Source organism: Zhongshania borealis (genome assembly GCF_039539625.1).
GTDB lineage: Bacteria > Pseudomonadota > Gammaproteobacteria > Pseudomonadales > Spongiibacteraceae > Spongiibacter > Spongiibacter borealis.
The window spans coordinates 96,601-112,430 of the sequence record NZ_BAABDM010000005.1; the positions used below are offsets into that span (position 1 = coordinate 96,601).

Here is a 15,830-nt window from a genome sequence, read left to right on the forward strand (position 1 = left end):
CGCATTAGTGCACAATATTATTGTTAGTTATCAACCAATTTGTAGAGCGTAGAATATGAATACTGCACCGCACGGACAAGTGAATAAGGGCTTTTTGAACTCGTCAATTTTGGCAAGTTTGCCTAGTCATATTGATGTTCCCGCGTATGACCGTAGCTTGCTTAAGGCGGGTATCGTTCATATTGGTGTTGGTGGCTTTCATCGCTCGCATCAGGCCGCGTATCTTAATGAGTTATTGAAGTCGCCGGGTTCTGAGCATTGGGGTATCTGTGGCGTTGGCTTGTTGGAGTGTAATCGTGACTTACGAGACATCCTCGTAAAACAAGACTACCTCTATTCCTTGGTGGTGCGTCATCCAAACGGCAAGATCGACAATAAAATTATCGGTTCAATGATCGATTTTATTTTCGCGCCGGAGGATAAGCAGAAAGTAATCGATAAATTGGCGCATAGTGATACCAAAATTGTCTCTCTTACCATTACCGAGGGCGGTTATCATCTCGATTCCGAGACAGGCGATTTCGATTTTGATAATGAGGATGTTCGTCACGATATTCAGCACCCCGATGATCCGATAACCGCATTCGCCTATATTATTGCGGCGCTGAAAAAGCGTATGACCAGCGGTATGGCCGCCTTTACAGTGCAATCTTGCGACAATATTCAACACAATGGCGCGATTACCCGGAAGATAATTACGATATTGGCTAAGCGGCAAGACCCTGTCTTAAGTCAATGGATAGAAGACAATGTGTCTTTTCCGAATGCCATGGTGGATCGTATTACGCCAGTAACAAGCAAGACAGACATTGATTATGTAGAAAACACCTTTCAGGCAATCGATCTGTGGCCGATTACCTGTGAGTCCTTTACGCAATGGGTTATTGAGGATGATTTTTGCAGCGGCCGACCGAATTGGGATCGAGTTGGGGCTCAGTTTGTCAGCGATGTTACGCCTTTTGAAAAAATGAAGATTAGGCTATTGAACGCTGGGCATTCGGTATTGGGTTTGCTTGGTTCTATTTATGGCTATGAAACGATTGACGAAACCGTGTCTGATGCGTGTTTTGCACAGTATTTGCGCGCATTTATGGATTTAGAAGTCACGCCTTTGCTGGATGAGCTCAGCGGTATTGATTTGGAAGACTATAAAGACACGTTAATTGAGCGGTTTGCGAATCCGAATATTAAAGACAGTCTTGTTCGTATTTGTTCAGAGAGCTCCGCCAAGTTACCGAAATTTTTACTGTCATCCATTTTTGAGAATATTGAGGCCGGGCGCGACACATCGTTAGCCATTTTGGTCGTTGCTGCATGGTGTTATTACAGTGATAAAGGGGTAAACCAAGCGCAAATGGCAATAGAGATTCAAGACGCAATGGAAACGGAATTAGCGGCCTACGCGCGTAAAACCGCCGTGGATAAGCTGTCGTTTTTGAAGATTCGGAGTTTGTTTGCTAATTTGATTGAGTGCACTGAGTTTACCGAGGCCTATACCACCTCAATTGATGCGTTGTATTCCTCGCCTAGCGATATTAAGAACGTTATGAATAGTGTGCTTGCTTCTAAGCGTAAGCTCGTAGCCGGGGTGTGATCTGATGTCAGGTGTGTTTTCAATCAATAAACCGGCTGAGAAAATTTCCGTCAGTTGTTTTGGCGAAGTGCTGTGGGATTATTTTGCGAGCGGTAAGCGCCTAGGTGGCGCGCCGCTTAATGTATGCCTGCGCTTAAAGGGCTTGGGCGTAGACGCGGAGATGCTAAGCGCCGTAGGTGCCGATGCCTTAGGCGAAGAATTACTCAATGATATGACCGCGCGCGGCTTGGCGCGTGACTTTGTTGCAGTAAGCCCAAGCAAGAAAACCAGCGTTGTTGAGGTGAGCTTGGACGCGAGCGGTTCGGCGTCGTACGAGATTGTTGCCGATACCGCCTGGGATAATATTGCGCTAACACCGGCGCTTATTGAGCGCGTTTCATCGTGTGATATCTTTGTATTTGGTAGCTTGGTTGGACGCAGCCACGTATCATTGCAAACCCTGCGCAAGCTCATTGAGGTCGCTAAGTTCAATGTTTTTGACGTGAACTTGCGTAAACCGCATTATCACCTCGATACCTTGCTTGAGCTTATGAACGTCGCTGACTGCATAAAACTCAATGATGATGAACTGTATGAAATTGCCGGGGCGCTGGGGGTCGAGTTTGACTCCTTAGATGAGTATATTGAGTTTATAGCCGATAAAACGAATACCACCTATATATGCGTCACCAAAGGGCCACACGGCGCGCAGCTGAAAGTGGGCGATAAAAATTACTATAATTCAGGTTATGTAATCGATGTTGTTGATACCGTTGGTGCCGGTGATTCTTTTTTAGGGTCGTTGATTTATCAGCTATGCAGTACCGAAGACGCGCAGTACGCTATTGATTTTGCCTGTGCTGTTGGCGCGATGGTTGCACAGAGTCACGGTGCAACGCCGCAATTTTCAATCGAAGATGTTCAGCAGTTTATGAATCCTGCGTAGTAGCCAGGCCTGCGAGTATTTTTAATTATAAGAGGCTGCGGCTAAGTTTAACGCTATAGGAAATTACGTTATGTCAGTTTCGTTATCAAATATGTCTTTTTTACCGCTGCTTCAGCAAGATTACACGCGCTTGCAGCCCGTGCATATGCGCGATTTATTTGCCGCCGACGCGCAGCGAGTCGCGCGTTATTCGCTGTCTGCAGCGAATTTGCTTCTCGATTATTCCAAAAACCGTATAGATGATGGCGCGCTGGAGAATCTTTTTGGTCTTGCGGAGGCTTCCGGGCTGGGTGCCGCGCGGGATGCGATGTTTACCGGCGAGGCCATTAATAATACCGAAGGGCGCGCCGTGTTGCATACCGCGCTGCGCTACAACGGCTCAGATGCCGTTATGGCCGAAGGCGCTGATGTTATGCCCGGTATCCGTGAGCAGCGCCGGCGCGTTGCTGATTGTGCGCACGCAGTGCGCAGCGGTAAATTGCGTGGCGCTAGCGGCAAAGCGATTAGCGATGTTATTAATATTGGTATTGGCGGCTCAGACCTGGGGCCCGCAATGCTGAGTCAGGCACTGGCGCCCTATGCCCGTACCGGACCAACGTTGCACTTTGTGTCCAATGTCGACCCAGTGCTGATCAGCGACATTCTGACTGACTTAAACCCGGCGACGACGTTGATTATTGTTGCCTCTAAAACCTTTACCACCCAAGAGACCTTGGCGAATGCGTCGTTAGCGAGGCAGTGGTTAATTTCTGGATTGGGTTTGGCGGCAGACGATACGGCCTGGCGCCAGCATATGCTGGCGGTTACTGCCCGGCCCGATGCGGCCAAGGCGCTAGGCTACCCCGAGGATCAGATTTTTTGTTTCTGGGATTGGGTGGGCGGCCGTTACTCGCTGTGGTCTGCGGTCGGGCTGCCAATTGCGATGGCGATCGGGCCAGAAGGCTTTGATGAGCTGCTGGCCGGCGCCGAGGAAATGGACGATCACTTCCGCTCCGCGCCATTGCGGGAGAATATGCCGGTGATTATGGCGGTACTCGGTATTTGGTATCGACAATTTTTCAATGCGCAAAGCCACGCGGTATTGCCCTATAGCCAGCGGTTGGCGCGTTTGCCCGCGTATCTGCAGCAATTGGATATGGAGAGCAATGGCAAGTCTATTAAAAAAGACGGTACGGCATCCGGCTGGGCAACTGGACCTGTCATCTGGGGTGAGCCGGGTACCAATGGCCAGCACGCTTTTTACCAGTTAATTCATCAGGGCCAAGATCTTATTCCCTGTGATTTCTTGGTTCCCACTGCGCACGAGGCGCCAGCGCATGCTGAGCAGCACCAAATACTCATGGCCAATGCCGTGGCGCAAGCCGAGGCCTTGATGTGCGGTAAATCGGCGCAGCAGCTTCGCGTCGAATTGGCGAAATCCTCCCTGCCAGCAGAAGAGCTCGACTTACTGGTCGCGCATAAAACCATGCTGGGAAATCGCCCGAGCAATTTCTTGCTCATGCCGGAGCTAAGCCCGAAGGTGCTTGGCAGTATCGTGGCACTGTACGAGCACAAGGTGTTTTGTCAGGGCGTAATCTGGGGGCTTAATTCTTTTGACCAGTGGGGCGTGGAATTAGGTAAGCAGCTGGCCTCGCAAATCTTGAGCGAAATGCTTGACCCGAACGCCCGTGCCGCCGAACACGACCCGTCAACGAATGCACTGCTGGCACGTTTGCGGCAGAGCTGAAGAGCGTCCTTTCATTCGATTCTTTCGTAGCGGCGGTCCCGAATGCTCGGGCCGCTTGAGCGCCAATAAGAAAACTGGCGTGGAATACGCAGCCCGCAGTCACCCCTACTTTTTGTAACAATTTAGCAGCGCTGTGTATTAGCGTGCTGTCATATAAGCTTATTTGTATTTTCTCGTGCGTCTGCCCACACTCCTTGGCGTAGATTGCCTGCACTTATGTCGTGCGGCGACACAGCTGGCATCTCCAAACAATCCCCCGATGTGACTTTGCGTCACTATGCTGTTGAATAATACCAAGAAGGATCGACCATGATTAACCGTAGACTATGGGGCCGTGCGCTAACGTTAGCGATTTTGCCTTCCGCCGCACTTGCCGCAGATAATGCACCCCGCGCGCAATTAGAAGAAGTAATTGTTACGGCGCAGAAACAGCAGCAAAGCTTGCAGGATGTACCCATCGCCGTGGCGGCCGTCGACGGCGCCAAAATACGTGATGCCGGTTTACAGCGTATTGAAGAACTTACCGCGTATGTTCCTAATTTTAAAATGGCGGTTACTGGTCAGGGTAACGCGGTCTATATTCGCGGGGTTGGCTCGGGCGATAACCGCGGTTTTGAGCAATCGGTCGGTATGTTTATTGATGGCATCTACGCCGGTCGCGGCCAGCAATTTCAGGCTCCTTTTCTTGATATTGCTTTGGTTGAGGTCCTGAAGGGGCCGCAGGGCACACTTTTTGGTAAGAACACCATCGCAGGTGCGGTAAATATTAGTACGAGCCGCCCGAACCAAGAGCTTGGTGGTGAGGTGAGCTACCAGTACAACCCTGAGGTTGGTGGTAAAGAGTTCACCGGCGTACTGAATGTGCCATTGGGTGATAGCTTTGCTGTGCGCGCTGCCTATAAGCGCTTAGTGGAAGACGGCTACGTTGAGAACTTTATTCTCGACCGCGACGAGGCCCAGCGCGCTGATGAATCGCTGCGCTTGGCACTGCGTTGGGACGCGAGCGATAAACTGGATGTGAATCTAAAGCTCGAACAGTCTGATTTTGGCTTAAAAGGCACAACCTTCCAGCTCACCGATAATACCGGTACATTTAACCTGTACCAGTCTAATATCGCGCTGCCAATTGATCTGCCTATTTCGCTGCCGCTACCGCTGTTGTCGTTTAACTTAGAAGATGAAATCGATCCTCGCGAAGACGGTAAGCTTGACGGCCGCAAGTCTGATAGACAGTTTGCGTGGCAGCCGGCATTTACCCAGAACAACAGTGATGCAGCAGTATTCACGCTAGATTATGAAGTGTCGGATACCATGACGCTGACAAGTATCACGGGTTACTCGCATTTTGATTTCACCTTTAACCTCGACGCGGATTTTACTGACCTTGAGTTTATCGGCACCGAGAATACCGAGGACTTTACCCAGTTCAGCCAGGAATTCCGCATTGCGGGTAGCGCTGGTGAGCGCGTGGACTTTATCGCTGGTGTGTACGCGCACACCCAAGAGCTGAACAGTACGCTGTGGCTTAACTTGGACTTTGCCGCACTGGGCATACCAAGCACATTGCCGATTCCCGGTTTAACCATATCACTGCCAACACAGCTGGCCACGTATACTGAGTTTGATCAGACCACTGACAGCGTTGCCGTGTTTGGTCAGGCAACATGGAATATCACCGAGACGCTCAGCGCGACGTTTGGTCTTCGTTGGGGGCAGGATGAAAAAGTTGCCACCAAATATTTAGATGTGGCTGAATTTCGTTCTAGAGAGCGCACCGTTAATCCGCTATATGCGATTATTGCTGGTGCCTTGAATAACTCTGAAAACCACAATATTAACAATTCGCGCAAAGTCGCCAATGTGTCGCCGGCCTTCAACCTGCAATGGTATGCAGCCGAAGATGTGATGAGTTATTTCCGTTACGCTAAAGGCTTTAAGGACGGTGGTTTTAACGCCAGTGACACAACCGCAAGCCAAGACGCCTTTACCTATGAAGATGAAGAGGCCGATACCTTTGAGCTTGGTGTAAAAACCACCTTGCTCGATGGCGCAGCAACCTTTAATGCCGCCTTGTTTTACACGGAGTTCATGGATCGTCAGGTCAGTAACTTCACCTTAACAGGCTATGTAGCGGGTAATGCGGCGGAATCGATCACGCAGGGTGTAGAGGCAGATTTGCGTTGGGCATTGAACGAGCGCTTAACCCTTGGTGCCTCAATGGCATGGCTAGATTCTTACTTTACCTCGTTCACCAACGGTCCGTGTAATGCGGAACAAACTGACGCGGCCTACCGTGCGGGCAACCCTGACTGCCGTCAGGACCTGTCTGGCGAAGGCACAGACTACGCTCCCGAAGTGTCAGCGAGCTTAACCAGCCAGTATGTTCAGCCGGTGGGCGATGCGATGGAATTGCGTTTGCAGCTGGATTTGAATTTCAGCGACGAGTACTTTTACACCCAAGACCGTGATGAGTCAGATTTGCAGGAGGCTTATTACAAAATCAATGGCCGCCTGTCACTGCTGCACTTTGGTCAGGGTTGGGAAGTGGCGTTGATTGGTAAGAACCTGACCAATGAAATAACCCGCTCAAGTGGTAACGACGTGCCATTATTTGTAGGCGCGCACTTCGCGGCTACCGATGCACCGCGCAGTGTTGCTGTTGAAGGTTTGTTACGTTTTTAAGTAAAGCGCTTGTTTGTTTTTTTGCCCAGCCTTCGTGCTGGGCTTTTTTATGCCTGGGGAGGGAGCTTGCGCAATGTTGCGCTAAAGCTGCACAATGCTTGGCCGCCTTGGCTTAGCGTGCCTCGGGTAAAGCCCATGCGGCCGGTTTCTTTCATCAGTTCTATGTCGGCAATAAGGTCTTTGCCAATGTCGCCGCCTTGCAGAAATTGCATATTAAAATCGATGGTTACTACCCGGCCCAGTGCAACGCAGCGGTCGGTGTAGAGGGGTAAGTAAAATGCTTGTTCGGCACAGGCGGCGAGATAGCCGCCGTGTAAGCCGTACTGAATATTTCGGCAGTCGTCATCGGTCTTGAATCGGGCTTGTGCTTTGCCCTCGGCCGTTTTACGAAATTCAAACGGTCCCATTTTGGCATCAAAAGAGCGGCCGGCGACCATCGGCATAATCTGCCAGTCGGATTCACTGCACTCCGGGAAAAAGTCCTTAGTCATGGTGTTTTACTCGCAATATAGTGTGGCAATAAAAAGCGGCACCCGTTGCCGAGCGCCGCGCTTCGTTTAAAGAGCAATATGTACTAGAGAGCGTCGAAACTCACTGGCAAACCGTCCGCAGGAAAAATCAGCGGCACCCACGTGCGCGGCATTTCATAGCCATCCTTCACCTTTATTTGATAGCGCGTCAAAAGGTGAAATAGGAATAGCTTGGTTTGCACTTCAGCAAAATTAAGCCCTAAGCATTTGTGCGCGCCACCACCAAAAGGCACCCACTGGAAAAAGTGCTTCTTGTCTTCGGCGCGGGCTTTGGAAAAGCGCTCAGGGTCAAAGCGGTTGGGTTCGGTCCAGTACTCTTCCATATAGTGGGTAAATAACGGCGAGATTGCGACGGCGGTGTTTTTGGGGATCTGGTAGCCAAACAGCTCCATGTCTTTTACGGTGCGTCGGGGAATACCCGGCACAGGCGGGTACATGCGCAGTGCTTCTTTAAATACCAGCTTGGTGTCGTCTAATTGACCAAGGTCGTCGTATTCTAATTGAGCTTTGCCAACGGCCTTAAATTCCTCGCGCAGGCGCTGCTGCCATTCGGGGTTTTTGGCTAAGGCGTAAACGATTGAGCACAGCGTGCTGGTGGTGGTGTCGTGGGCGGCAAAAAGTAAAAAGATAATGTGGTCGCGAACGGCTTCATCAGAAAATTGATTGCCATCTTCGTCAGTGGCGTGGCATATCTGCGAGAAAATATCGCGGCCTTGGCCGCTGCGCTTGGCGTCGATATGCGCCATTACAAAGTCTTCGAGTTTTTGGCGGCCGCGTAAGCCTCGGTGCCAAAGTGTGCCGGGTATGTCGAGCTTGACCACCGCCATTGATGCTTGCATGGCATCGACAAAGGCCTGATTCACCTCGGCGGCTTCATCGCCCATTTCGACACCAAGAAAAACTTCAGCGGCGACTTCTAGCAGTAATTGCTTAACCGCGTGCTGGAAATGAAACTCCTTGCCTTGGGGCCAGGCTTTTAGCCCGCTTTCAAGGTGGGGGTTCATGGTGTCTAAATAACCTTCAATGGCGCTTTTCTTAAATGCCCCCTGCAGGATCTTACGATCATAGCGGTGGGCATCGGCATCCTTAAGCATTAAACCGTTGGGGAACAGGCGGTCGAGCAAAGGGTTCCATGCTAGTCGGCTAGAAAATTGGCCTTCGCTGTTCTTAAGTACAATTTCATTGGCCTCTGGCCCGAGCAGGGTGAGGCTGTGTTGGAACAAAGTATTGCCGCGCGAGATTTGGCCGTGTTTTTTATAGCGCTCGGCGGTCAGGGCCTTGTAGTTGCGTAAAAAGCTAAACGTCTGGCCAAACAAGGGCAGGCCGCTGCTGCCGGGAATATGTTTAATCTTACGGGTCGCGCGGCGGGGATAGTCTTCGTAATCAGTGCTCGGACTGCTCATGGTTTTCCTCGTTGCTGGTCGTGGCCAAAGCTGGGCGGCGAATTCTAGTGAGCACACTATGGCAGCAGGCCCCGCGTGGTCTAGTCGGCAGGCGACGGTGGTGGTCGGTGGGTGCCAGTGGCGTTCTAAGGGGTGGTTTTCACGATAAAAAGAGGTGATCGCTTTGCGGGTGGGGTCGGGCGCTGCCAACAAGCGGCGCCTCAGGACTAAGTCCTTTTAGGTGACACTGATAGTCTATGCTCGTAAATGGTTTGTTGTGTATTCATTGCCAGCGCAGTTTTCCTGCAACTTGGCCCTACCGCGACCCGCCCGACGATAAAAAGAGGAATAAGTAAATGTTTGACAGTTTTGTTGATTACCTCGCCTTTCAAGTAAAAATGCGGCCTGAGGCGTCTTTTGGCAGCGATGCAGACCAGAAACTGACGTATGCGCAGGCTTGGCACAAATTGGGCCGGGTCGCCGCCAGTTTGCAGGCGCGCGGTATTAACAAGGATGATCGAGTAGCCATTTTGGCAAAAAACTCCTTGGATAACCTGCTGATCTTCTTGGGTTGCGCCCGGGCGGGGGTGGTGCCTGTAGGCATAAACTATCGATTAACTGCCGATGAGGTTGGTTTTATCGCCGAAAATGCCGACGCACGCTTGCTGTTTGTTGACGCGGAATTTAGCCCGCTAATAGGCAGTTATCTGGCCGGTATTGAACAGATCGCCATTGTTGGTGATGTCGATGGCGCGCCGAGTTTAAATGACTGGCTAGTCGAAACGGCAGAACCGGCGCCGGTGCATATTCAGGGTGACGATGTATTGTTCCAAATGTACACCAGCGGCACCACGGGCTTGCCCAAAGGAACTTTGCTCACGCACCGCAATTTGATCTGCAATAGTATCCAGGCACCAATTACTACGGGCCGCGCGCCCCGCGCTGGCGACCGCGCGTTAATCATTGCGCCAACGTTTCACGCGCTTGGTTTAGTCGGCGCCTTAATGGCAATTTACTACGGCTGCGATCTGGTTTTACATCGCGATTACGATCCGGTGGGCATGATCGATACCATGGCTAACGACAATATTACCTATGTCTCGGTCGTTCCCGTTATGCTGCAATTCTCTTTGGCCTGTGTGCCCGATATTGAGAAATACGACTTTAGTAATCTGCGGTGGATAAACTACGGCGCGTCACCGATCTCGGTGGACTTGCTTAAGCGCTGCTTAGACGTGTTCGACTGCGAGTTCTATCAGGGTTACGGCCAAACTGAATCCACTACGGCGTTGACCTTTCTCACTAATGAAGACCATATGCGCGCCCTGCAAGGTAAGCCAGAATTGCTGCGCTCCTGTGGTCGTGCGGTGTTTGGCACTGAACTGCGTATAGTCGACGACAAGGGCAATACCCTAGCTACCGGCGAAGTAGGCGAAATTTTGGGTCGTGGCCCCCAGGTTATGAAAGGCTATTGGAAGTGCGAAGAAGCCACCGCTAAGACCTTAGTCGACGGTTGGTTGCACACCGGCGATGCGGGCTATCTCGATGACGACGGTTATCTGTTTATAAAAGATCGCGTAAAGGATTTGATTATTTCCGGTGGTGAAAACATCTACCCAGCAGAAATCGAGAACGTACTCATGAGCCACCCTAAAATCGCTGATGTTGCGGTGATTGGTGTTCCTGATGCGAAATGGGGCGAGGTGCCTTTAGCGGTATTGGTGGCGGGCGACCAAGGCGAGATCACCGTTGACGAATTGATTAGTCACTGCCGCGAGACGCTGGCTGGTTTTAAAACGCCCAAGCTCTTGGAATACGTGACAGCACTGCCGAGAAACCCCAGCGGTAAAATTTTGAAGAAAGAACTGCGGGCAAGCATCGTACCCAAATACCAAGGCGAGACAGCGTAGCCTTAGGCACGCGCGCAGCGCGTGTTATCGCAACACTTGACGTGATTTTCGGTCGTTGACCAAATGGAGTTTACAATGAGTAAGTTTTTTAGAACCCTCTTACAGCGCAGCTATTTGGCGTTGATCGCTATTCCTTTTAAATTGATGCCGTCGTTGGCTTATATGGCATTTACTGGCCAAGGCAGCACTGCACAGCTTTGTCGTCATATGGCGCGCCAGGGCATTCGCAAAGTACTGGTGGTGAGCGACAAGCCTCTGGTTAGTTTGGGTATCGTTGCTCGCGCGGTAGACGTACTCACCGAGGAAGGTGTCAGCTGCACTATTTATGACGGCATTCTGCCTGACCCGACTTTTGGTATGGTCGACGCTGGCTTGGCTCTGCAGGCCCAGTACGACTGCGATGCGGTATTGGCGATTGGTGGCGGTTCATCAATAGACTGCGCTAAAACTATCGCATCTGCCGCTACTAACGGCCGCGACGCAAAGAAATTAGTTGGCTATTTTAAAGTTAAGCAGGCGCCACTGCCGCTGTTCGTATTGCCAACAACATCAGGCACTGGTTCAGAGGCAACGATTGCAGCGGTTATTTCTGAGGAAAAGACCCACGAAAAATGCTTTATTGCCGACCCCAAAATGCTGCCAAAAGCGGTTGCGCTGGATGCCGATCTACTCCTTGGTATGCCCGCCGCCATAACGGCCGCAACCGGAATGGATGCGCTCACCCATGCCATTGAAACCTACATCAGTCTTTGGGGTACCGACACCAGTGACGGCTATGGTTACGCGTCAGTAAAAATGATTTTTGAACACCTGCCCCGCGCCTATCGCGACGGTAGCGACGCAGTCGCCAGAGAGCAAATGGCGATTGCCGCTTACTACTCAGGAATGGCGATCAATGACGCGGGGGTGGGCAATGTACATGCTATCGCGCATCAATTAGGTCGTTATTACAGCACGCCACACGGCTTGGCGAATGCGCTTGTTATGCCAGAAGTGCTGCGCTTTATGGCGAAGGCTGCGCAGGCGCCATTGGCTAAACTCGGGCGCCTGATTGAGGTTGCCGGTAGCAGCGACAGCGATCAACAAGCCGCTGATAAATTCATTGAGGCCGTTGCCGACTTAAATCGACGCCTAGGCATTCCTGAGCAGTTGGATACCTTGCGCGAAGAAGATATTCCTGCCATAGCAGCTGCAGCAGTTAAGGAAGGCGCTGGCTATCCCGTTGCTATCTTGATGAGCCGTAATGAATGCCAAACAATCTTGCGAACCTTGTTAAGCAGCAGCGAAAGTGCAGCAGCGCTTGCATAGCGTTTGTCGGGGCGTAGGCAGTTGGAAAGGAAATTTTTCGACTGCCTAAACGGCATCAGCCTAGCCCCAACCCCACCGATTATATTCCGCTATAACGTTGCTTACTCGCCTTGCAGGCGTATAAAGCAACTAGGCCCGCTACAGCTGAAGTGCAGATTCGATCGCCTTATCCATTAGAAGACGTTTGATTAAAATTGAATTTCTTTGACTTTTAGCTGATGTCGAAATCCGTACGTTGATAGGGCGGCCAAGGTGCTAGGAAGCGCTAGTCTCCTAAATAAATCTGTTGTGAATTTAACAAATAAGGAATCGTCTGAATGACAAAACCGACACATTTTAGTCGCCTTGAAAGCATGTATGCCGCGGCGCCAGTTAATAAAATCTATGAGCCAGTCATGGAGGTTTCCGAGGGCGAGGCAGTCATTGAGATTGAGTTGTCAGAGAAATACCATCACTCTGCTGGCGGTGTGCATGGTTCTGTCTATTTTAAAATGCTAGATGACGCGGCTTTCTTTGCGGCGAATTCATTGGAAGAAGAATTCTTTGTATTAACGACATCTTTTACTACGTATATCACGAGACCAGTAGCTTCCGGAAAAATGAAAGCGATTGGAAAGGTGGTAAACAAGAATAACTCTCAATTTATTGCAGAGGCTGTAGTTTATGATGCTAAAGATAGAGAGATTGGCCGCGGCAACGGAATATTTGTAAGAGGTAAGTTACCGTTAGTCGACGCAGCGGGTTATGTATAACAAGCTCATTGCCCCGCGTTACTTCCTAGTTGAGTAGCATAAGCCGTGGTTTTCTGTTGCTTATTGAGTGTGAGAAGAAGCTAGCGAATTCAAGATTAATCAGAATTTTCTAGCGCCCGCATTTCACTCAAATCCGGCCCTTATTTGTTTTCTATGCATTAATTGAATCGGAATAAATTGTGCTCTTCGCTGCTGCTTACCACACCGCGTTGACCAATAATGTCTTCGCTCATTAGATGCGTAAACAGGGCGTCGTCTCGTTCGGTGTGAGCAAGGAAGCGGGCGCCGTTGTCTAGGCTACCGATAATAATGCCCTGCTGGGGACCGTTGCTGTCGCAAACCACGGTGAAGCTATCGACACGACCGTTGCCACTGGGTTTGTCGTCAATGCTCGGGTGGGTTTGGCCATCTATTTGCGCTTGCAGTGGCGCATCGTCGCCGCGTTCCCACTGGGTGTGGCTTGGTGTTGCGCTGTAAACGCCAATCGATTCTTTGGTCATATACCAGCCGTTGGCAGTAATAAGGCCCTTGTCGTTTGGGCGCTCCCGCAGTTGCTCAACTAATGTCGCTACCGCATGTAAGCTATAGCCGTGACCGGGACCACCAAAGTAGGGCAGTCCGCCGGTGAGGCTGAGGGGACGATGACCGAAAGGGTCTACACCGAGTGATTCACAGGCCATTTCCACTGCACAGGGGAAGCAGCTGTAGATATCCATGAGGGCAATATCATCCATGCTGCAGCCCGCGCGCGCCAGTGCAGTTTCTCCGCCAAGAGCGAGGGCGCGGGAGCGCGATATGTCACTGCGTTCGGCCACGTACCAGACTTCGTTTACATCGGCGCAGCCGTTGAGATAAATCCATTGATCTTCGTTGATGCCAAGGTCCCGCGCGGTACCCACCGTGGTCATAATGACGGCGGCGGCCATGTCTATATTCATTTGGGCGCAGAGGTATTTGTTATACGGCAGGACGAGGCAGGGGCTGCGCTCGGCAAAGCTTACCAATTGCTCTGCACTGCGCGGTCGTTGGTAAGACCAAGCATCTGGATTTGCGGCAGCGGTATCGCTAAGGCCCTGCATGATTTTACCCATATGGGCTTGGTGTTCGCTCAAGCTGTGGCCATAGCGGTGACGCAGGGCGTTTTCAAACAGCGCGTACATATTCGTCGGCAGCCACAAATTGTGGCGAAGTTCTTCGGCGTGCGTGCCCGCGCGGTCGGGCCAAGGCTGTAAGGTTCCGCCCTCGGCGCCTCGCCGCCAATGGCTGATGTCGCCCCCGCCGCCAAGCAAATTTTTAAAGCTGGCGGTGAGTTCGCCGCCATAAATGGCCACTGCGCGGCGCTGGCCGCTGTGTAGCTCTTTGGCGAAATGGTTTATTAGCATCTGCGGACCGTTGCCACCGTCTGGGGCTTTTAAACAATCGGCGGATTTAAGTCCGAGGCGCTTGGCAAGCTCCGGTCCGGGAAAGCGGCTGATTAAGGCGCCGAGCTCGGCTGACACTTCTAGCAAGCTGGGTTCGGTGCATAAGGCGTCGATGACGCCGCGCAGCGCCTCGCCACGGCCGCTGTTTTGCAGCGCCAGCTCTAACACATCGTGCAGGGCGTCGGTGGGCGTGCGTTCTACGTTACCGGTATCGCGATAGGTGCGTTGGCTTACGCCGACGAGGATAGGTGTGTTGTCAGCTGTGTTTATACGTAAACTCTTTCCAAAATGCCTAGCACATAGCCGTGGCCACAAAACGGCTAAAGCAGATATTTTGGGCGCTTGTGCGGGAGAACAGTAGGGCGCTTGGCGCCAAATATGTCGCGCTATGCCAAGGCCGCTTAAACTTGCTGAAATGACGCGTAGTGAGCGCGGCGCATGGCCAGTGGTGAGCTCTTGTAGTAATCAGTAAACGCGCGGTTGAAATTGCTAGGGTGCTTGTACCCCAGTTGATACGCGATTTCCTTTAGGCTCATGCGCGTGTTGTAAAGATACTCGCGAGCCAGCTCCATGCGTACATCAAGACAGATCTGCCGAAAACTACTGCCCGCTTGTTCTAAATAGCGGCGCAGGCTGCGGGGGCTTAAGCGCAGTAACTTGGCGGTGTTTTCTAATTTAAAACCGCAGTCTTGCGGGCGAGCCATGAGCAGACGTTTTACCTGGGGCACGATGCCGGTACTACGGTAACTCTCGCCGAGTATTTGCTGAACGTGGTGCGAACAGGCAATGAGTTGTTGCTCATTACCGCTGGGGATAGGGCGCTCTAGCCAGTGCAGTGGGAGGGCAATGGTATTGCGCGTCGAATTAAAATGCACCGGGCAGCCCAGTAACTCGCTATATCGAGCGGCGTGATCTGGCGCACTGCAACTGAGCGTCACGTAATCAGGCACCGCCGTGCGGCCCTCGGGTAATATGCCTTGCACATAACGCCATGCCGCGACACTGCACAACTCCATAATGGGTTGCTCGATAGGTAGCGCATTCTCGGTAAGTTGAAAGCAAATAAGGCCGTTTTGCTCTGCGCGCTCAAGACGGGCCCGCACTAAAAAACTGGCATCACTAAAGGCGTGGCAGCTGATGTTGGTGGCTTGCTCGCAATTGGCAGCGGTGAGCATGGCGTAGCCGAGCAGGCCCAAATCACTGAGTTCAGCTAAATCGCCTAGTTCCAGCGCAATCGCTGGCGCACCAAAGTCGCGAGCCGAGGTTAGCAGCATCAAGGCGCTTACCAGTTTATTGTGGCCCTGGGCGAGCCACCACTCCTCGCTAAGATTACAGCGCCGGCCCAGCTCTGCGCAGTCGACCTCTGGGTAGCGCTCCTGCAGCAAGTGCCTGAGCATCTTTATTAGGCGGCCGCCGAGCTGTTCTAATTCAATTAATTGCACAATGAATACACGATGTGGCCATAAATGATAAAAGTCCCTGAGAGCTAAGGATAGTACTCAGGAAGTTGTGGCGGGACAAGGTTTCGGTATCACTGAAGGGTATTTTCGCTATCTTGGTTTTTACCGAGATACAGCAGGAGGGGTGACAATTTAGGTGG

General features: G+C 51.6%; 11 protein-coding genes. 7 read left to right on the forward strand and 4 right to left on the reverse strand.

What is annotated here, in order from left to right:
- Positions 1-55 precede the first annotated feature (55 nt).
- From ABD836_RS13555 to ABD836_RS13570, 4 genes are all read left to right on the forward strand, one after another.
- The gene (locus ABD836_RS13555; RefSeq protein WP_344936850.1) at positions 56-1,594 is read left to right on the forward strand and encodes a mannitol dehydrogenase family protein; all 1,539 of its coding nucleotides are present in this window, start codon (positions 56-58) and stop codon (positions 1,592-1,594) included.
- A 4-nt stretch (positions 1,595-1,598) separates the two neighbouring features.
- Entirely contained in the window at positions 1,599-2,519 is a 921-nt protein-coding gene (locus ABD836_RS13560; RefSeq protein WP_344936851.1) for a carbohydrate kinase family protein, read from the forward strand.
- A gap of 70 nt (positions 2,520-2,589) precedes the next feature.
- Positions 2,590-4,245 (forward strand): glucose-6-phosphate isomerase, encoded by a 1,656-nt coding sequence (pgi, locus tag ABD836_RS13565; RefSeq protein WP_344936853.1) that lies wholly within the window; start codon positions 2,590-2,592, stop codon positions 4,243-4,245.
- Between the two features lie 309 nt (positions 4,246-4,554).
- Entirely contained in the window at positions 4,555-6,927 is a 2,373-nt protein-coding gene (locus tag ABD836_RS13570; RefSeq protein WP_344936855.1) for a TonB-dependent receptor, read from the forward strand.
- A gap of 47 nt (positions 6,928-6,974) precedes the next feature.
- Here ABD836_RS13570 and ABD836_RS13575 read toward each other — a convergent pair whose 3' ends face one another.
- Both ABD836_RS13575 and ABD836_RS13580 read right to left on the reverse strand, forming a co-directional pair.
- The gene (locus ABD836_RS13575) at positions 6,975-7,418 is read right to left on the reverse strand and encodes a PaaI family thioesterase (protein ID WP_344936857.1); all 444 of its coding nucleotides are present in this window, start codon (positions 7,416-7,418) and stop codon (positions 6,975-6,977) included.
- An 83-nt stretch (positions 7,419-7,501) separates the two neighbouring features.
- On the reverse strand, positions 7,502-9,049 hold the full coding sequence (locus ABD836_RS13580; protein ID WP_344936859.1) for a cytochrome P450: 1,548 nt from the start codon (positions 9,047-9,049) through the stop codon (positions 7,502-7,504).
- Positions 9,050-9,195: 146 nt separating this feature from the next.
- Between ABD836_RS13580 and ABD836_RS13585 the strand changes: the two genes are divergently transcribed.
- From ABD836_RS13585 to ABD836_RS13595, 3 genes are all read left to right on the forward strand, one after another.
- Entirely contained in the window at positions 9,196-10,749 is a 1,554-nt protein-coding gene (locus ABD836_RS13585; protein ID WP_344936861.1) for a long-chain-fatty-acid--CoA ligase, read from the forward strand.
- Positions 10,750-10,824: 75 nt separating this feature from the next.
- Positions 10,825-12,057: an iron-containing alcohol dehydrogenase gene (locus ABD836_RS13590; protein ID WP_344936864.1), complete on the forward strand. Its 1,233-nt coding sequence runs from the start codon at positions 10,825-10,827 to the stop codon at positions 12,055-12,057.
- A 317-nt stretch (positions 12,058-12,374) separates the two neighbouring features.
- Positions 12,375-12,809 (forward strand): PaaI family thioesterase, encoded by a 435-nt coding sequence (locus tag ABD836_RS13595; RefSeq protein WP_344936867.1) that lies wholly within the window; start codon positions 12,375-12,377, stop codon positions 12,807-12,809.
- 158 nt (positions 12,810-12,967) lie between these two features.
- On the opposite strand, the gene ABD836_RS13600 is transcribed toward ABD836_RS13595, so the two are convergent.
- Positions 12,968-14,545, reverse strand: a complete 1,578-nt coding sequence (locus ABD836_RS13600) for a hypothetical protein (RefSeq protein ID WP_344936869.1) — start codon at positions 14,543-14,545, stop codon at positions 12,968-12,970.
- 86 nt (positions 14,546-14,631) lie between these two features.
- Positions 14,632-15,672, reverse strand: a complete 1,041-nt coding sequence (locus ABD836_RS13605; protein ID WP_344936872.1) for a helix-turn-helix domain-containing protein — start codon at positions 15,670-15,672, stop codon at positions 14,632-14,634.
- Positions 15,673-15,830 lie beyond the last annotated feature (158 nt).